Source organism: Planomonospora parontospora, from assembly GCA_014647935.1.
GTDB classification, from domain to species: Bacteria; Actinomycetota; Actinomycetes; order Streptosporangiales; family Streptosporangiaceae; genus Planomonospora; species Planomonospora parontospora.
In genome coordinates this window covers 74688-91920 of the sequence record BMQD01000004.1, presented here as the reverse complement: position 1 = coordinate 91920, position 17233 = coordinate 74688, and the positions used below count along the sequence as shown (strand labels likewise).

Genomic DNA, 17233 nt, shown 5'->3' with positions numbered 1-17233 from the left:
CGTGCGGGTCAGGGCACCCAGTGGTTGCCGGTCACGGTGATCATGGCCTGGAGCTGGATGCTGGCGGCGTAGTAGCTGTCGGTGGAGACCGGGGTGGCGAGCATCCGGTTCCAGAGCGCGTCCAGCCAGGCCTGGCTGCCGGGGTCGGTCATCGCCGCCACCGCGAACGGGGCGAAGAAGGCGGGAGAGGCGTAGTCGGCCAGCGCGCCGCCGTCGAGCCGGTAACCGGCCACGATCCTGCCCGGGTCGCCGCCCGTCCTGGCCTTGATCCAGGCGTTCAGCTTCCGCGCCGCGGCCAGGGACCCGGCGTCCCCGCTGGTCACCGCGTCGTTGGCGATCCGCCACGGGACCCGGCAGGCGTTCCACCAGAAGTCGCCGTCGTTGGCGCTCTCCAGCACCTCGCCGGGCGCGGGCCTGGGGCTGCCGTTCGTGTCGACCACGAAGTCGGGCAGCAGGCCGGTGCCCGGGGCGTACTTCGACTGCATGGAGGCGATCAGGTTCTGGTGGTTGGCCCGGACGGTGTCCCAGGTCGCGTCCCCGGTCGCCTTCCGGAAGGCCCGGAAGTGGTCGATCATCCAGTCGGAGGGCCGGCTGATCCAGTAGTGCTCGCCGCCGGAGCTGCTCCAGTCGCCCAGCTTCAGCAGCTTGGTGGTCGGGTTGAGCTCACCGACCTTGATCGCGTTGATGTGCTTGATCGCGAGCCGCTTGTAGTCGTACGTGCCGGAGCTGCCCCACTGCCGGTCGGCCAGGAGCAGGCCGTAGGCGACGTCCAGGTCGCCGTCGGTGGCGGAGTCGCCGCCGTTGACGCTCTTGCAGGAGGCGTCCTGCTCGGCGGCGAGCAGCCCGGGGGTGATCGAGGACGGGTGGGCGAGGACGTACTTCAGCAGGCCGTCGAAGATCTTCTTCGCGTCGGGGTCGGCTCCGGCCATGGTCGCGGCGATGACCATGCCGTAGCCCTGCGCCTCGGCGACGTAGGGGTGGTCGGCGTCGGGGGAGATGACCTGGTACCAGCCGTTGCCGCAGTTCTGCCGGACGAACGCCGCCTTCCACTTCCGGTAGTAGTCGACGACCTTCTGGTCGAGGGCGGCCTGGCCGCCGCCGGGGCGCAGCATCCCGGAGGCGTAGGGGATCGTGTGGCCGCCGAACGGCACGCGCGGGCCCCCCGCCGTGGGCGTCGGGGTCGGGCTCGGACCCGGCGTGGAGCCGCCGGTGGAGCCGTAGACCTCCATCTCGTACAGCGAGTAGCCGTACGGGGTGCCCCGGCCGGTCCCGTACATCCGGACGTAGCGGCCGGTGCCGGAGACGGAGAGGTCGTCCACGGCGCCGTCCCCCGAGGAGGTCGAGTAGACGTCGGTCCAGGACGAGCCGTCGGGTGAGACCTGGATCCGGTACGCCCTGGCGTAGGCCGCCTCCCAGGTCAGCCTGACCCGGGAGACGGCGGCGGAGCGGCCGAGGTCGACGCGGAGCCACTGGGGGTCGACGCCCTCGGCCGAGGCCCAGCGGGTGGAGGTGTTCCCGTCGAAGGCCCTGCCGGGCGGGAACGAGGCGTCCTCGTCCGAGGAGGAGGCGGCCGGACGGCCCTGGGAGAGGAGGGAGTCGGCGGTGTGGCCCGGGGCCGCGGTCAGCACGAGAGCCGGCGCGATCAGCCCCAGGGTCAGGGCGAGGAGGGTCGAGGGGCGGCGGGGACGCCGCGGGCGCGGTCTCGCGTACAGCGGTCTCGCGTGCATGGGAGCCCTCTCTGTCGTCGGCCAGCACTGGTTAGGCTGGTTAGGAAAGATTCCTAATTAAGGGAAGATGGCACCATTCCTGACGCGTCGTGGTCAATAGGGCGGAGGGCCCAAATCCCTCCGGCGCCGGGCGCGGACGGCTTCCGGAGCCGGATAGGGTCCTCGGGAAAGCGGAGCACGGAGCACCGCGCGCACGGTGGAGGGCCGATGAAGGGGCCGATCGAGGGACTGGCGAAGGGGATCGTGGATCCCGACGCGGCCGTGGGGTCGTCGCTGTTCGGCGGGGCGTTCACCTTCCCGGTGATGACCGCCCGCCGCAGCGCGCTGCGGCACAACATCGAGACGCTGGCGGCCTTCGCGAGCGGGCACGGGATGCTGCTCGTCCCGCACGCCAAGACGACCATGTCGCCCGAGCTGGTGGCGGCCCAGCTGGAGGCGGGCGCCTGGGGGCTCACCGTCGCCACCCCCAGCCAGGCGCTCATCCTGCGCGGCTTCGGCGTCTCCCGGATCACGATCGCCAACCAGGTCTTCGATCCGGCGGGGCTCGACGCCCTCGCGGCGCACCTCGCCGAGGACCCGTCGTTCGAGCTGCTCTGCTTCGCCGACTCGGTGGCCGGGATCGAGACGCTGTCGAAGCACGCCGGACCCCGGCCCTTCCGGGTGCTGGCCGAGCTCGGCCATGAGGGCGGGCGGGCGGGGTGCCGGACCCTCGAAGGGCTCCTGGAGGTCGCCGCGGCGGCCCAGGCCGCGCCCGGAGTGGAGCTCGCGGGCGTCGCCGGGTACGAGGGCACGCTGGCCTCGGCCGCCGAGGTGCGGACCTTCCTGCACCGGCTGCTGGAGGCGCTGGAGCACCTGCGGGTCCGCCGCCCGATCCTGTCGGTGGGCGGCAGCCAGTGGTTCGACGTGGTCAGCCGCGAGCTCGCCGCCTGCCAGGCGACCATCATGCTCCGCAGCGGCGCCTACATCTCCCACGACGACGGCCACTACCGCGAGCACACGCCGTACAACCGGATCGAGGGCGAGCTGCGCCCGGCACTGGAGGTCTGGGCGCACGTGCTCTCCGTGCCCGAGCCCGGCCTGGCCGTGGTCGGGATGGGCAAGCGGGACGCCCCGTTCGACGAGGGCATGCCGATCCCCCGGGGGGTCCTCGCCGGTGCGGAGGTGACCAGGCTCTACGATCAGCACGCGGTCCTGCGGACCGCCCCGGACTCGCCGGTGAGGCCCGGGGACCTGGTGTCGTTCGGGATCTCCCACCCGTGCACCGCCTTCGACAAGTGGCGGGTCATCCCGGTGGTGGACGACGACCACGTGGTCGTCGACCTGATCCACACCTATTTCTGAAACTCCGCACTTGAGGACGGGTGACATGAGCGAGAAGCTCGAACTGCGGACCGACGAGGGCGCCGCGCCGGTCGGGGCCTACTCGCAGGGCCTCGTGGTCGGCGACTTCGTCTACACCTCGGGCATGGGGCCGCTGGACCCGGTGACGGGCGAGGTCGTCGGGACCGACGTGGAGACGCAGACCCACCAGGTGATGCGCAACCTCGGCGCGATCCTGGCCGCGCACGGCCTGGGCTTCGACGACGTGGTGAAGTCGACGGTCCACCTGCAGCACCTCAAGCGCGACTTCGGCGCCTACAACGAGGTCTACAAGTCCTACTTCACCAAGCCCTACCCGGTCCGCACGACCGTCGGTTCCCAGCTGATGGACATCCTCGTGGAGATCGACTTCGTGGCCTACAAGGGGCGTTAGAGTCTGAGCGACTGCGCACGGGGAGGCGGCTTGGACAGCTCTGTGTACGTCCACGTGGAGGACGTGCGGGGGGAGGGATCGGAGCAGGTCCTCGACCGGATCGCCGGGTACGGCGTGACCGGGGTGACCGTGGCCGCGGCCTCCCGGCGGACCCGCGACGTCACCCCGCACGGCTCGTCCCGGGTGACGGTCCGCGGCGACGGCGCGCACTTCGCCCCGCCCGAGGACCTCTTCGGCGGCCTGCGCCTGGTCCCGCCCGTCCAGGCGGGGGCGGAGGAGGAGCCGCTGGCGGCCCTGCGGCGCGCCACCGCCGAGCGGGGGCTCCGGCTGCACGGCTGGGCCGCCTTCCTGCGCAGCGCCCCCCTGGGCGAGGCCTGCCCCGACGTGACCGTGCGCAACTGCTTCGGCGACGCGGCCTCGGCCGAGGACCTGTGCCCGTCCCACCCCGACGTCCGCCTCTACGCGGTGGCGCTGGGCCGGGCGGTGGCCCGGCAGGGCGTCGACGGCGTGGTCGCCGAGGCCCTGCACTTCGCGCCCTACGGGCAGGGGTGCCGGCACGACCGGAGCGCCGTCCCGCTCGGGCCGATGGACGCCTTCCTGTTCGGGCTCTGCTTCTGCGGGTTCTGCCTGCGCCGCGCCGCGGACCTGGGCGTCGACGCCGGGGCCGCGCGCCAGGAGTGCGCCAGGATCGTGGACGGCGTGCTCGGCGGGGACCCGCCCGCGCAGGGCGAGGTGACCCGGGCGGCGCTGACCGCCTACGCCGGGCCCGAGGTGGTGGCCTACGCGCGGGCCCGCTCCGAGACGGTGACCTCGCTGGTCTCCGAGGTCTCGGCGGCGGTCTCGGCCGAGGGCTCCCGGCTGGTCTTCCTGGACGGCACCGGGTCGGTGAAGGGCTACGCCGACGGGCTGCCCTCCTCCGGTCTCGCCGCGCACGACTCCTGGCAGCTCGGCGTGGACCTGGTCGCGCTGGGCGACCTGGTGCCCTCGCTCGGCGTCCTGGCCTACGCCCGCGACGCGGCCCGGATCGCCGACGACGTGGCGGCCTACCGGCGTTCCACCGGAAAGGACCGGGAGCTGCGGGTGGTGCTCCGGCCGGGTCCGCCGGACACCGACTCGGCCGACCGCCTAGCCGCGAAGGTCCGGGCCGTCCGGGCCGCCGGGGCCGGCGCGGTCGACTTCTTCGCCTACGGGCTCCTGCCGTACCCGATCCTGGACCGGATCCCGGGCGCGCTCACGGGCTGAGCCCGTACGGCCCGCGCGTCGGCCCGGGTCCCCGGCGCGCTCCCGGAACGGGCCCGCGCGGGCCCGTTCCGGGAGCGGCTCAGCCGGTCGCGGGGTCTCGGGGGCGTTCCGGAGCGGCTCAGCCGCGGTTTCGGGGCGGCTGCAGGTCGCGGGGTTTCGGGGCGTCCCGGGAAGACTCAGTCGAGGTCTCGGGGGCGCTCCGGGGAGACTCCGCCGAGGACGGTCCGGACCGCTTCGGCGGCGAAGCCCTCGTCGACGGGGAGTCCCCGGAAGACCGCCCGCAGCCACACCGCGCCGCCCAGCAGATCCATGATCATCATGGGGTCGGCGCCGTCGGCGAGCTCGCCGCGCCGTCCGGCCCGCTCGAACACCCGCTCCTCGCGGGCGAGGCGGTCGGCGAAGAAGCGGCGGGCGACGTCCGCCAGCTCGGGGTGGTGCACGGCGGCGCCGAGCGCGGCCACCGCGACGTCCGCGGCGGGAGGCCGGGTGAGCAGCGCGGCGACCTGCCCGACCAGGGCCTCCAGGTCACCCCTGAGGCTCCCGGTGTCCGGCGGGTCCAGTGTGAGCACGTCGGCCTCGACGAGCGCGGCGGCCAGCAGCGCCGCCTTCGACGGCCACCACCGGTAGATCGTGGTCTTGTTCACCCCCGACCGCTCCGCCACGCCCTCCACGGTCAGCCCCTCGTAGCCCTTCTCAGCGAGCAGGCCGAGCGTGGCCGAGAAGATCTCCTGTTCCCTGCGCGGTGCCATGGGGTGATAATAGCAACGCAACGGTGCGTTGTGTTTCTTTGGTGCGGGAGGTCCGTCATGGTGCCCATCGTCTTCGTCCACGGGATCCGGGTCAGCGCGACCATGTGGGACCCGGTCAGGTCCCGTCTCGACCGGCCCTCGGCCGCCGTCGACCTGCCCGGGCACGGGAGCAGGAGGGGGGAGCCCTTCACCATGGAGGCGGCCGTGCAGGCCGTGGCCGACGCGATCGAGGGCGTCGCGGGGAGCGGCGGGCGGGCCGTCGTGGCCGGGCTCTCCCTCGGCGGCTACGTCGGGATCGCCGCCGCCGGGCGGTTCCCCGGCCGGGTGGCGGGGCTGGTCGCGATGGGCTGCACGGCCTCCCCGGGCCGCCGCGCCGGGATCCACCGGTCCGTGGCGTCCCTCGCCGCGCGCGACCCCGGGCTCGCGAACCGGATCAGCGCGTACGGCCTGCGCCGCCTGCTGCCGGGTCCGGCGGGCGAGGCGCTCGTGGCGGGCGGGCTGTCCTGCGAGGTCGCGCCCCAGGTGGTCGAGGCCGTCGCCGGGCACGACCAGCTCGCGGCGCTGGCCGCGTATCCGGGGCGGGTGTGGCTGGTCAACGGCGCCCGCGACCCGTTCCGGGCGGACGAGCGGGCCTTCCTGCGGGCCTGCCGGAACGGCCGGCTGATCCACCTCCCGCGCCGCGGCCACCTGGGGGTGCTCGCCGCCCCCGGCCCGCTGGCCCGCCTGCTGGACGACCTGTGCGACCAGGTGGACCCGGCCCCGCACGATCGGGAGGAGCGGTCGGAGAGCCGTGTGTGACCGTGGCCGGGTCCAGGTGGGCGGTTCCGGGTGACTGCGGCCGGGTGGCCGGGGAGGGTGGACGGGGGAGGCCGCGGGACCAGGGTGATCAGACCGAGCGGCCGGAGAACGCGGTCGCGACGCCGAGCCCCAGGTAGACGGCCCCGCTGGCGCGGCCGAGCAGCCTCGCCCGGCTCCGCAGCCGCCGCCCGAGCGCACCCGCCCCCGCGGCGTAGACCATGTCGGAGAGCAGCCCCAGAAGCAGCAGCGTCCCGCCCAGGACGGCGATCTGCAGCGGGACCGCGCCCGCCGCCGGGTCCACTAACTGCGGCAGGAACGCCAGGAAGAACAGGATCACCTTGGGGTTGAGGACGTTGACGACGACCCCTTCGAGGAAGATCGAGCGCAGCGGCTGCGGGGCGGTCTCCCGGACCTCCGGCTCCGGCCGGCTCGTCAGCGCCCGCACCCCCAGGTAGAGCAGGTAGGCCACCCCGGCCCACTTGACCGCGTTGAACAGGGTCGCCGACCGGGCGATCACGTAGGAGAGCCCGGCCGCCGCCGCGGCGATGTGCACCAGGGTGCCCACCTCCACGCCGAAGGCGCTGGCCATCCCGGCCGCCCGGCCCTGGGCGACGCCGCGGGCGACGATGTAGAGGTGGTTCGGGCCGGGGACGAGGACCAGCGCCAGGGACGCCGCGGAGAACAGCAGGAGTGTGGAGAACGAGACCATGCCCCGACCATAGGCGCGGGACGCCCATCGGGAGGAAGGCCAATCCGGAGCGCCCCCGGCGGACCAATCCGGACGTCGGTGGTCCGTGGGATACTCGCCGACGTGGAGCCGCAAAAGGTGCAAAGCACGCTGGTAGGGCGACTGGGGGAGCTTGATCGCCTGCTCGCCGTGCTGCGCGCCGCCGCCGAGGGGACGGCCGGGGTCGCCCTGGTCGGCGGGGACGCGGGCATCGGCAAGACGCGGCTCGTCACGGAACTGGCCGAACGGGCGCGGGTGGAGGGCTTCGCCGTACTCGTCGGGCAGTGCGCCGAGCTCGGCGACACCCTGCCGTACCTCCCGCTGGCCGACGCCCTGCGCGACGTGCGCGGAGAGCTGCGCGCGGCGCTCGACGCGCGGCCCGTCCTCGGCAGGCTGCTGCCCGGCGGCACCGACGCCGGGCCGGAGAGCGCCTCCGCCCTCACCCAGCAGCAGCTGTTCGGCTCGGTGCTCGGCTTCCTGTCCGCCCAGCCCGTGCTGCTGATCCTGGAGGACCTGCACTGGGCCGACCAGTCCACCCGCGACCTGGTGGTCTTCCTCAGCCGGATGCTCCAGGGCGAGCGCGTCTGCCTGGTCGGCACCTACCGCACCGACGACATCCACCGCCGCCACCCGCTCCGCCGGGTCCTCGCCGAGCTCAAGCGGCTCCCCTCGGTGACGTCCGTCGAACTGAGCCCGCTGGACCGCGGCGAGATGGCCGACTACGTCGCCCTGCTCGGCGGGACCGACGCCCGCATGATCGACGAGGTCGTCGACCGGGCCGAGGGCAACCCGTTCTACGCCGAGGAGCTCCTGGAGGCGGCGACCGAGGGCTGCGCGATGACCGACGGCCTGGCCAGCCTGCTGCTCTCCCGCTCCGAACTGCTCTCCGAGTCCGCCCAGCGGGTGCTGCGCGGCGCGGCCGTCGCCGGGCGGAAGGCCGACCACGACCTGCTCCGCGAGGCCTCCGGCCTGGACGAGCTGGCCTTCGAGGAGGCCATGCGGGAGATCGTCTCGCGAGGGCTCATCCGCCCGTCCGGCGAGTACGGCTACGCCTTCCGCCACGCCCTGCTCCAGGAGGCCGTCTACACCGACCTGCTGCCCGGCGAGCGGACCCGCCTGCACGCCGAGTTCGCCCGGCTGCTGACCGAGCGGAACGCCAGCGCGGCGGAGCTCGCCCACCACTACCTGGCGGCCCACGACCTCTCCGGGGCGCTGGCCGCCTCGGTCGAGGCGGGGCGCCGGGCCGAGCGGCTCGGCGCCCCGGCGGAGGCGCACCGCCACTTCGAGCGGGCGCTCGGCCTCTGGGACCGGGTCGACGACGCCGAGCGCCTCGCCGGGACGGACCACACCCGCCTCGCGCTGCGCACCGCCGCCGCCGCGGCCGACATGGGCGACAACCACCGGGCGGTCGCGCACGTGCGGGCGCTGCCGCCGTCGGCGGAGGTGTGCGAACGGCTGGCCTACTACCTCTACGACGCCGGCCAGGAGACGGAGGCGCTGGAGATCGCCCAGGCCGCCGTCGAGGCGGCCCCCGAGGGGCCGCTGCTGGGCCGGGCGCTGGCGACCTTCGCGCGGACCGTCTTCTGGACCGAGCGGCACGCCGAAGCCGAGCCGCTGGCCGGGCGGGCCCTGGAGGTGGCCCGTGCCGCCGGGGCCCGGGACGCGGAGAAGAGCGCGCTGATCATGCTCGCCTCCTGCGCGGAGTTCGACGGTGACCGGGACCGGGCCGAGGAGCTGTTCGCCCAGGTCGCGGCCGAGGAGTCCGGTGACCTCGCGATGGACCTGCGGGGGCTGTTCCACTACACCCGGATCCAGTTCGAGCGGGGCGCCATGGCCGAGGCCGCCGCGACCGCCGACCGCGGCATCCGGCTGGCGGCCGAGACCGGCCTGTCGTGGAGCACCTACGGCACCGACCTGCGGTTCCTCCGCTTCCTGATCCACTACACGGCCGGGGAGTGGGAGCAGGCCCGCGCCGCGGGGTTCGGCCGGCGGGTCGGCACGATCCCCGAGGCGATCCTGTCCTCGTTCGCGCTCTTCGTCGAGGTGGCCATGGGCGTGCCGGAGGTCGACGAGCGGCTGGCCTGGCTCCGGCCGTTCTGGCGGGACTCCCTGGTGGCGTACATGTCCCGGGGGCTGGCCGCCGAGCACGCCCTCTGGCGGGGTGAGCCCGAGCGGGCACTGGACCACGTCACCGCGGTGCTCGGCGTCCTGGAGCCCTCCGACACCGGCAGCATCCGCATCGCCGCGGTCGGCCTCTGGGCGCTGGCCGAGCTGGGCCGCGCCGACGGGGCCGACGCGCTGCTCGGCCGGGCGCGGAGCGCGGCGCGGACCGGGATGGGACGCGAGGGTACGGCCTGGCTGCTGCGGGCCGAGGCCGAGTGGCACCGCGTCCACGGCAGGCTCGATGCCGGGGCCTGGCGCGCGGTGGCGGAGGCCTTCGACTACGGGTTCGTCTACGAGGTCGCGCGCTCCCGGTGGCGGCTGGCCGAGGCGCTGCTGGCCGCCGGCGACCGCGCCGCCGCGCTGGAGGAGTGGGAGCAGGCCGTCAAGACCGCCGAGTCCCTCGGCGCCCGGCCGCTGGGCGACTCCCTGGCGGCGCTGGGACGGCGGGCGCGCTTCGGCCCGGTCCGGAGGTCCGAGCCGGAGCCGGCCGGCCCGGACCGGACGGCGGCGCTGACGGGCCGCGAGCGGGAGGTGCTCGCACTGGTGGCCGACGGGCTGCCCAACCGGGAGATCGGCGAGCGGCTGTTCATCGCCCCGAAGACGGTGAGCGTGCACGTCTCGAACATCCTGGGCAAGCTCGGCGTCGCCTCCCGCACCCAGGCCGTCGCCGCGGCCCGCAGGGCGGGCCTCCTCTGAGACGGCTCCGCTTCCGGAGGGCCGCCGTTCCCCTCGGGGGTCCCCGGCGGGCCGGTCCCGCTCGGGGCTCCAGGAGGGTCAGTCCTTCTTGGGGGCCAGGTCGCGGACGACCTGGATGAGCTCGGCCGGGTCGAACGGTTTCGTGAGGTAGGCGTCCACCCCGATCTCCATGCCCCGCCGCTTGTCCTCCTCCTGAGCCCGAGCGGTGATCAGGACGATCTTGATGTGACCGGTGCCGTCGCCGCCGCGCAACCGGGCGGCGGTCGTCCAGCCGTCCAGCCTCGGCATCATGACGTCCAGAGTGATCACGTCGGGCCGCACGTCCGGCACCCGGTCCAGGCAGTCCTGCCCGTCGAGGGCGGTCTCCACCTGGAAGCCCTCCAGCGTCAGGTTGACCGCGATGAGCTGCCGGATGACCTCGTCGTCGTCCACGACCAGTACTTTGCCCAGAAACTCGTCCACGGCCGCCAAGCTAACCCTTCGGCAACGATCATGCGAGGTTTTCCGGGATACGTGTTCCCCTCCCGTCCACAGGCGACGGAGCGTCCGGCAGGTCATCCACAGAACCGGACTCGGTCCATTTGTGATCACCCCGTTCTGCGGATCCTGAGCTCGGTCGTCCAACGAGCCCAGGAGGTCCGCACATGATCGTCGCTCTCACCGTCGCCGCCGCCCTCGCCGCAGCACCCTCGGGTGGTCCTGGAGCCTTCCACACGCGGCTGTGGTGCCCGGCTCACCTCCACGGGCTCCCGGGTCACGTTCAGCGCTGGATCCCCGAGGAGGTCTGGGCCCTGGCGGTCGCGGCCTGCGAGGACGGCCGGAGCGCCGGGCCCTCGGACGGACCGGGCCCATCGTCCTGGTGGGAGCCTCCGGCCGCCTGGCGCCCCGGACCCCGACCGCTGCCCGGACCCGGGGCGGAGGCCGCCCTCCGGCCGATCGGCGCCGCGCCTGCGGAGGAGCCCGCACCCCGGCCCGGAGCCAAGCCGAGCGGTGAGACCGAACCTGGGCCCGGAGTCACGCCGGGCGGCGAGGCCGAACCCCGGCCCCGGCGGGATCCTCGCCCCTCGCCGAGGCCGGAGGAGCTCACGCCGGCGGAACGGCCGTCCGTGCCCCGGCAGCGGGAGCCCGGGTCGTCGGAGGGCCGGAAACCCGGATCGCCGGCGAGGCCGCTAGGGATCCAGCGCCGTCTGACCCCCGGCCGGACGGCCGCGGCCGCCGCCCTGCGCCAGCTCGGCACGCCGTACGTATGGGGCGGCGGGTCGGGCAGGGGACCGACCCGCGGGGGCTTCGACTGCTCCGGGCTCGCCCTGCACGCCTGGTCCAAGGCCGGGGTCCGGCTCACCCACTACACCGGCAGCCAGTTCCGCCAGGGCCGCCGCGTGCCGTTCTCCCAGCTCCGCGCGGGCGACCTGGTCTTCTTCGGAGGCGGTTCCGGCGACCCGACCCACGTCGGCGTCTACCTCGAGGACGGCACCATGGTCCACGCCCCCAAGACCGGTGACGTCGTCAGAACCGTGGACTTCGCCGGCTCCTCCTACTACCGCGCCCGCTACCGCGGAGCCGTCCGGCCCTCCACCCGCTGACCCCTCCGCCCCCTGAGATCATCTGCTTCGCCTAACGAGTGTCGAGCAGCCTCCGGATGCTGGTAACCTAATGACTCGTTGGCCCCCTTAGCTCAGGGGATAGAGCACCGGCCTCCGGAGCCGGGAGCGCAAGTTCGAATCTTGCAGGGGGCACCAACCGAAGGCCAGGTCAGACATCGTCTGACCTGGCCTTTTGCTTTCCCGGCGATGAGTCGGTCTTACCGTCCCGCGACGGCCGTAGACGCTGGATGCTGCAGAACGGGCGTTGATCATGACCACCAGGTTTTCTCCGGTGGTGCCCCTCTCGGTCGATACGGATGCGATGCGCTGCCGTTGCGGGTGCGGTTCGTCGGAACGGGTGCCTCCACGGCGTCGCACGCATACACGTCGGGCTCAGCAGGCTGGCTTTGCGATCTCCACGTCCTGGGCACTGCCGTTTCGGACGTGATGCCGGAGAAGATCGTCCTGGTCGTCTACGGGGAAACCGCTCACGGTGTGCGATCGGTTCATTATCCTCGGCGAAATTGCGGCGAGGAGGCTTGAGGTGGCGCGGGAACTGTACGACTTCGAGATCGAACCTGAAGTCCGCGAATGGCTCGACTCCCTCAGTGACGGTGACTTCAAGCGGGTCGACGAGGTGGCCGGTCTGCTCGCGGAGAAGGGTGCCGAACTCGGCGGGCCGTGGTCGGATCATCTGGAAGGCCCTGTGCGGGAGCTGCGGATACGGCTTCGTGATGTTGCAGATCGGGTAACGTACTGGTGTACTCCAGACAGGATCATCGTGTTGCTTACGGTTTTCCGTAAGACCAAGCAGCATGATCAGCGACAGATCGACCGGGCGGTCCGGGCGCAGAAGATCTGTGAGCGTGATCATTGGGAACCGGTGACAGAGACCTACGAGAGGCAGGTGTGATGGCCGGCTACCACACCCGCTGGGTGCGTCCCGAGACGCAGATCCACGACCCTGAGCGAGCGGCGATCCGTGAGGCGTTGGCCTTCGGCAAGGCGCTGTACGACCGGCGTACGGCCCTTGGCCTGAGCGTGGCCGAACTGGCCGAGCGGGCGGACATGACCGAGGACGAGATCGAGTGCATCGAGGAGGGCGGTACGGCGCCCACCGTCGCGTTGCTGCGGCACCTGGCCGCCGCTCTCGACGCTGATGTCCGCATCACCTCGGGTGACGACTTGGATTCCCTCTGGTTCGAGGCCCACGCCGCGTGATCGATATGCACGAGAAGCTTCAGATCAGCGCTGCCTTGTCGGCTTGTTCGTGTTCTCATGCGTCTTCTGCCTTCTATGGCCGCATCATCCCGGACATGAGCGAGCGAATCGAGTCCTTCGTCCACCGGTGAGCATGACGACCGAGTGCGGATCGCTCGGATCCCGGATCGCTCTGTTCGACCATGCATTTCACCTGCATCGGCAAGGTTCGGATTCACCCCTGCCTCATGACGGGGAGCCGTATCCGGACGAGGAGAAGCACCATCGGCGGTCCCGGCCGGATGCGCCGGAAGACCGACGGCATCGGGACGGACCCTCTCTGTCGGACTGCTGCTGTCAGATGGGCGCCTTCCAAGCGCGTCCGTGGCTGCTGCGGTACGCCTGCGACGGTGACCATCTCAATGGCTACTTCGTCGGCAAGGTCGCCACCGCTGCTCATCTCGTGGATGATGACGGGATCATGCATGCAACCAGGCCCCAAGGGGGAGGTCTCGCCGGGGCCTGGTCCGGTACGGAGGAAACGGAGCCCGATCAGCCGATTCGGCGTACGGACTGTCCGGTCAGGCGGATCAAGGCACTGGGGCGGCGAGATCGGCCGAATCGTCCTTCGCGGTTCTCAAGGGGGACACGGAACCGGAACGCACGGCGAGCAGAGAAGATCACGATGCCCAGGCCGGATCCCGGCCGATGACGCCGAGCAGGCGGTCGAACTCCGGGGCGCCGTCCGGCACCGCCACCGGCGGCCCGAAGACGCCACGCTGCCTGCCCGTCTCCACCATCCGGCCGGTGAAGTCCAGCGCCCGTGAGACGGCCTCGGGCTCCGGCTCGTACCGCTGACCGGTGGCCCTGGCCAGGTCCCAGCCGTGCACCACCAGGTCGACGAGGTACATGTGGGCCAGCGTGCTCATCGGCAGGCCCATCGCGGGGCTGGTCCCCTCCCACGCCTCGGGCCGTGACCAGGCGGCGAGCGTGCGCCGCGCCCGCTCGGGGAAGTCGTCCGCGTAAGGTCCCTGCTCGACGTACGGCCCCTTGCGCCCCAGCGACTCGAACAACTCCGCCACCCACTCCAGATGGTTGATCAGATCTCCGACGTCGAACTCCGCGCACGGCGTCGGCGACCCGAACTGCTCCTGCCGAACCGCACGCACCAGTTCCGAGGTGCGTTCGGTGGCGCGCGCCATCAGCGGCATCATGTCGTCCATGGCAGCCAGGATGACCCGCTCACCCCGGGCGCGGCTTGTAGAAACGCGACGGCGCGGCTGGGTCGACCCGTACGGGGGGCTCGGCGCCTTCGATTTCATCCGCCACGCGCCGTCACCCGGGGTTTCGGCGTACGTGGAACACTTCTGGGTCGTCACCTGGACCGATCTCGCCGAGCCGTACGAACAGCGCATCGTCTCGCATCCCACCGTGAACATGATCATCGGCCCGGACTTCCACCGGATCGCGGGGGTGATCAGGGGCGGGTTCTCCTACACGATGCGGGGCAGCGGGCGCGTTCTCGGCGCGCGCTTCCGGCCCGGCGGCTTCCGTCCGTTCCTCGGCGGCCCGGTCTCCGAGCTGACCGGCCACTTCGCGGAGATCGGTGAGATGTACGGCACAGCGGGTGCGGCCCTAGTCGAGCAGGTGCTGGCCGAGCCCCGCCCCCGGTCGGCCGTCGCGCTCACCGAGGCGTTCCTGCTGGGGCTGGAGCCGGAGCGGGATCCGCTGGTCGAGGAGGTCGCGGCGCTGGTCGCGACGGCGGAGAGCGACGTGTCCGTGACCAGGGTCGACGAGCTGGCCGCCGGATCGGGGCGGTCGGTGCGCTCGCTGCAGCGGCTGTTCCGGGACTATGTCGGTGTCGGCCCCAAGTGGGTGATCCGCCGTTTCCGGCTGCACGAGGCCGCGGAACGGGTCCGTCAGGGCCTCGGCCTCGCCGCGCTGGCCGCCGAACTCGGCTACACCGACCAGGCCCACCTGACCCGCGACTTCACCGCCGCGGTCGGCATGCCACCCGCGGCCTACGCCCGGCTCGGGAGCGGGGCCCGTCCCGGTGCCCATGGGGAGTCGCCCCCGCAGCACGGCTCGTCTGGCCCGGAGAACGCGTTCTCGGCGCTCGACGAGTTCCAGATGCGCCACGAGGAGATCATGCAGTGACGTCTCACCGCCGAGGAGCCGACGGAGGTCGTCCATACCGCCACCACGCGATCTCGAGCGGCTTGAGGCTCAAGCCCCGATCAGTCGCAGTCCCGGGTGTCGACCGCCTCGGTGAGCCGGGCTCCGGCGCGCGCCTGAGGGGCGATCTCCGACGAGGTGAGGGCGTATCCGACTCCGGCCTGGTCGGAGGCCGAGGCGAAGACCATGCCGTAGACCCGGCCGCCGGCACTGAGGAGCGCGCTTCCGCTGCCGCCCTGCTGGACCTCGCCGCGGATCGTATGGACCTCGCGCACGACGTCGGTGGTCTCGTAGAGGTCGCGTCCTGAGGCGTTCTGCGTCGCCGTGATCGTCGCCGGAGTGGCGGAGAAGTCCGCGCCGTGCGGGTGACCTGCGATGACGGCGGGAACGTTCCGGCCGGCCTCGGCGAACCGCAACGGCTGTGCCCGCAGGGTCGGTACGTGGAGGACGGCGACGTCCCGCTCGGGATCGAAGAGCACGACCTTGGCGTCGTGCACCTTCGACCGGTCGTCGATGATGCGCTGGCGGTGGTCGACGCCTGCGACGACGTGGGCGGCGGTCATCACGTGGCCGGGGGCGTAGACGAATCCGCTGCCCTCGATCACCTTGCGGCAGCTGCGGGCGATCCCCGTCACCTTCACCACTCCTCGCCGCGCCGCCTCCGCTGCGGTGGAGACCGCGGGCGGGGACGGAGGAGCGGGGGGATCCGAGGCCCGGATCGCCATCCTCGTCAGGACGAACACGGAGGCGGCGGACACCGAGACGATCAGAAGAACGGCCCCTGCGACCCGGCGCCAGACATGTGAGCTGCTCGGAGCGGGCAGCGGAGGGAGATCACGGGGCATGTGACGTGCCGATTCTTCTCTTTCGTCGGATTCAATGGAGAAGTCTTGCACAGGCCGAGGACCGGCTCCGCTCCCAGCGCGTTCTCGGCGAACATGGAGGTCCCGCCGGTCGGTGTATGTCTCGTACGCGTCGTGGCCGTCCGTCACCGCCCGCGGGCGGCCCGCCGGGAGGCGTTCCCCTACATCCTCACCGTCAGTCGAGGTCGCTGAGGGCCGCGACGACGTAGCGGTGGACGCGGTCCTCGGCCGCCTGCGGGACGTCCGTGAAGTGCAGGCCGATCTCCACGGTGCCGTCGTGCGCCCTCCGGTGGACGACGGTCGCGCTCAGGGCCAGGGGCCGCTCTCCCGGCAGCGGGAGGTCGACCTCGACGAGGTCGCCCTGCTTGAGGGAGCTGTCCGGCAGGAGGGAGCAGTGGAGGCCGGTGGTGCTCACGTCGATCATCCGTGCCGGGTGGCTGCCGCCGCCCAGGCGGATCCGGGTCTCGCCGCCGATCGGCGCGCGGGGGGCGTTGCGCCGTTCGAGCTGCTCGCTCAGCCGCGCCATGGTCGAGATCCGGCGGATCGCCCGGTCGAGGTACTCCTGCACCAGCTGGACGCCGGAGTGCTGCTGCCGGGTCATGGCGCCGACCTGCGAGGTGGCCGTGTCGAGGTCGTCGACACCGCCGGCCATGCCGGTGAGCGCGCTCGCCATGGCGCCGGCGTTCGCCTCCAGTGAGCGGACGATGGAGGTGATCTCCTCGGTCGACCGGGTCGTCGCCATGGCCAGTTCCTTGACCTCGTCGGCCACCACGCCGAACCCCCTGCCCGCCTCGCCCGCGTGGACGGCCTCGATGGTGGCGTTCAGCGCGAGCAGGTGCGTCTGCGCGGCCACGTTCGAGATGGCCTGCGCCATCCCCTCCACCTCGCGGAGACTCGCCTCCAGCTGCTCGACGGTGTCACCGGCCCGGCGCCCCCGTTCGACGACCTGCCGGGTCAGCACGTCGGTGGCGCCGACCCGCTCGTCGATGACGTCGGCGGAGGCGCGCAGTTCCTCGGCCTTGCCGGCCACGACCTCCAGCTCGCCCATGATGGCCGAGATGCTGCTGTTGATCATCTTCTGGGCGCGCTCGCGGGCCTGCTGCTCGTTGAGCCGCCGTTCGGCGTACGTGGCGTGGAGCTGCTCCTCCCGCGCGGCGGCGGCCCGGTCCAGTTCCGCGCGCTGAGCGGCGATCGTGTCGAGCATGGCGTCGATGACGCGGCCCAGCGCGCCGAGCTCGCCTCCGTGACCGGCCCCCACGCGCGCGTCGCGGTCGTCCGAGGCGAGTACGGCCTCGGCGGCGTGCCGGAGCGACCGGACCCGCTGTCGGGCCCGCCTGCGGGTCAGGAGCACTGCCGTGCCGTACAGCAGGGCGGTCGCGGCCAGGGTGACGGGGGACGGCCGGGCGGTGAGGCCGAGCACGGCGAGGAGGAGGACGGGGGGTCCCGCGAGGGGGAGGCCGGCCCGCGGGCGCCCATGGTTCATGGTGGTCCCATCGGGTGCCGCCGGCCGATTATTAGGCCGGACCCTCGATTCATCCCGGCGGACCGGTGGGGTCC

The 17233-nt window shown here is 72.7% G+C and carries 16 protein-coding genes and 1 tRNA gene; 10 read left to right on the top strand and 7 right to left on the bottom strand.

All coding sequences use genetic code 11. The features are described from left to right. Window positions 1–8: 8 nt before the first annotated feature. On the bottom strand, window positions 9–1727 hold the full coding sequence (locus IEZ07_RS08010) for a glycosyl hydrolase family 8 (RefSeq protein ID WP_191894175.1): 1719 nt from the start codon (window positions 1725–1727) through the stop codon (window positions 9–11). A 207-nt stretch (window positions 1728–1934) separates the two neighbouring features. Here IEZ07_RS08010 and IEZ07_RS08005 point away from each other — a divergent pair, with 207 nt between their 5' ends. The 3 genes from IEZ07_RS08005 to IEZ07_RS07995 are packed head-to-tail and all read left to right on the top strand — an operon-like array spanning window position 1935 to window position 4722. Then, window positions 1935–3068, top strand: coding sequence for an alanine racemase (locus IEZ07_RS08005; RefSeq protein ID WP_191894174.1), 1134 nt, complete (start codon window positions 1935–1937; stop codon window positions 3066–3068). A gap of 25 nt (window positions 3069–3093) precedes the next feature. After that, on the top strand, window positions 3094–3480 hold the full coding sequence (locus tag IEZ07_RS08000) for a Rid family detoxifying hydrolase (RefSeq protein ID WP_068894676.1): 387 nt from the start codon (window positions 3094–3096) through the stop codon (window positions 3478–3480). A gap of 30 nt (window positions 3481–3510) precedes the next feature. After that, the gene (locus IEZ07_RS07995; protein WP_191894173.1) at window positions 3511–4722 is read left to right on the top strand and encodes a hypothetical protein; all 1212 of its coding nucleotides are present in this window, start codon (window positions 3511–3513) and stop codon (window positions 4720–4722) included. Window positions 4723–4898: 176 nt separating this feature from the next. Here the strand turns inward: IEZ07_RS07995 and IEZ07_RS07990 are convergent, their stop codons facing one another. Then, complete coding sequence (locus IEZ07_RS07990) at window positions 4899–5471, bottom strand: TetR/AcrR family transcriptional regulator (RefSeq protein WP_191894172.1); 573 nt, start codon at window positions 5469–5471, stop codon at window positions 4899–4901. A 57-nt stretch (window positions 5472–5528) separates the two neighbouring features. Between IEZ07_RS07990 and IEZ07_RS07985 the strand changes: the two genes are divergently transcribed. Continuing rightward, the gene (locus IEZ07_RS07985) at window positions 5529–6269 is read left to right on the top strand and encodes an alpha/beta fold hydrolase (protein ID WP_191894171.1); all 741 of its coding nucleotides are present in this window, start codon (window positions 5529–5531) and stop codon (window positions 6267–6269) included. Between the two features lie 88 nt (window positions 6270–6357). Here IEZ07_RS07985 and IEZ07_RS07980 read toward each other — a convergent pair whose 3' ends face one another. Beyond that, a complete protein-coding gene (locus IEZ07_RS07980; RefSeq protein WP_191894170.1) occupies window positions 6358–6978 on the bottom strand; it encodes a LysE family translocator in 621 nt (206 codons plus the stop codon). Between the two features lie 102 nt (window positions 6979–7080). On the opposite strand from IEZ07_RS07980, the gene IEZ07_RS07975 reads away from it, so the two are divergent. After that, window positions 7081–9855, top strand: coding sequence for a helix-turn-helix transcriptional regulator (locus IEZ07_RS07975; protein ID WP_275413788.1), 2775 nt, complete (start codon window positions 7081–7083; stop codon window positions 9853–9855). 78 nt (window positions 9856–9933) lie between these two features. On the opposite strand, the gene IEZ07_RS07970 is transcribed toward IEZ07_RS07975, so the two are convergent. Further along, window positions 9934–10317 carry a response regulator transcription factor gene (locus IEZ07_RS07970; RefSeq protein ID WP_239319670.1) on the bottom strand — a complete coding sequence of 128 codons (384 nt, stop codon included), beginning with the start codon at window positions 10315–10317 and terminating at the stop codon, window positions 9934–9936. Between the two features lie 644 nt (window positions 10318–10961). Between IEZ07_RS07970 and IEZ07_RS35520 the strand changes: the two genes are divergently transcribed. From IEZ07_RS35520 to IEZ07_RS07950, 4 genes are all read left to right on the top strand, one after another. Continuing rightward, complete coding sequence (locus IEZ07_RS35520; protein WP_301549310.1) at window positions 10962–11438, top strand: C40 family peptidase; 477 nt, start codon at window positions 10962–10964, stop codon at window positions 11436–11438. An 81-nt stretch (window positions 11439–11519) separates the two neighbouring features. Continuing rightward, window positions 11520–11594 (top strand) — tRNA-Arg (locus IEZ07_RS07960). 388 nt (window positions 11595–11982) lie between these two features. Next, complete coding sequence (locus IEZ07_RS07955; RefSeq protein WP_204054308.1) at window positions 11983–12351, top strand: type II toxin-antitoxin system RelE/ParE family toxin; 369 nt, start codon at window positions 11983–11985, stop codon at window positions 12349–12351. Next, window positions 12351–12659, top strand: coding sequence for a helix-turn-helix domain-containing protein (locus IEZ07_RS07950; RefSeq protein WP_191894167.1), 309 nt, complete (start codon window positions 12351–12353; stop codon window positions 12657–12659). Before IEZ07_RS07955 ends, IEZ07_RS07950 begins: the two co-directional genes overlap by 1 nt. Before the next feature lie 659 nt (window positions 12660–13318). Here the strand turns inward: IEZ07_RS07950 and IEZ07_RS07945 are convergent. Further along, on the bottom strand, window positions 13319–13861 hold the full coding sequence (locus tag IEZ07_RS07945) for a TIGR03086 family metal-binding protein (protein ID WP_191894166.1): 543 nt from the start codon (window positions 13859–13861) through the stop codon (window positions 13319–13321). Here IEZ07_RS07945 and IEZ07_RS36175 point away from each other — a divergent pair. Further along, window positions 13851–14795, top strand: a complete 945-nt coding sequence (locus IEZ07_RS36175) for a DUF6597 domain-containing transcriptional factor (RefSeq protein ID WP_307729008.1) — start codon at window positions 13851–13853, stop codon at window positions 14793–14795. The two genes, IEZ07_RS07945 and IEZ07_RS36175, sit on opposite strands and share 11 nt — an antisense overlap. A gap of 80 nt (window positions 14796–14875) precedes the next feature. Here the strand turns inward: IEZ07_RS36175 and IEZ07_RS07935 are convergent, their stop codons facing one another. Together IEZ07_RS07935 and IEZ07_RS07930 are read right to left on the bottom strand one after the other, a co-directional pair. Then, window positions 14876–15571 carry a trypsin-like peptidase domain-containing protein gene (locus IEZ07_RS07935; RefSeq protein WP_191894164.1) on the bottom strand — a complete coding sequence of 232 codons (696 nt, stop codon included), beginning with the start codon at window positions 15569–15571 and terminating at the stop codon, window positions 14876–14878. A 280-nt stretch (window positions 15572–15851) separates the two neighbouring features. Beyond that, window positions 15852–17159 carry a methyl-accepting chemotaxis protein gene (locus IEZ07_RS07930; RefSeq protein ID WP_191894163.1) on the bottom strand — a complete coding sequence of 436 codons (1308 nt, stop codon included), beginning with the start codon at window positions 17157–17159 and terminating at the stop codon, window positions 15852–15854. Window positions 17160–17233: the final 74 nt, after the last annotated feature.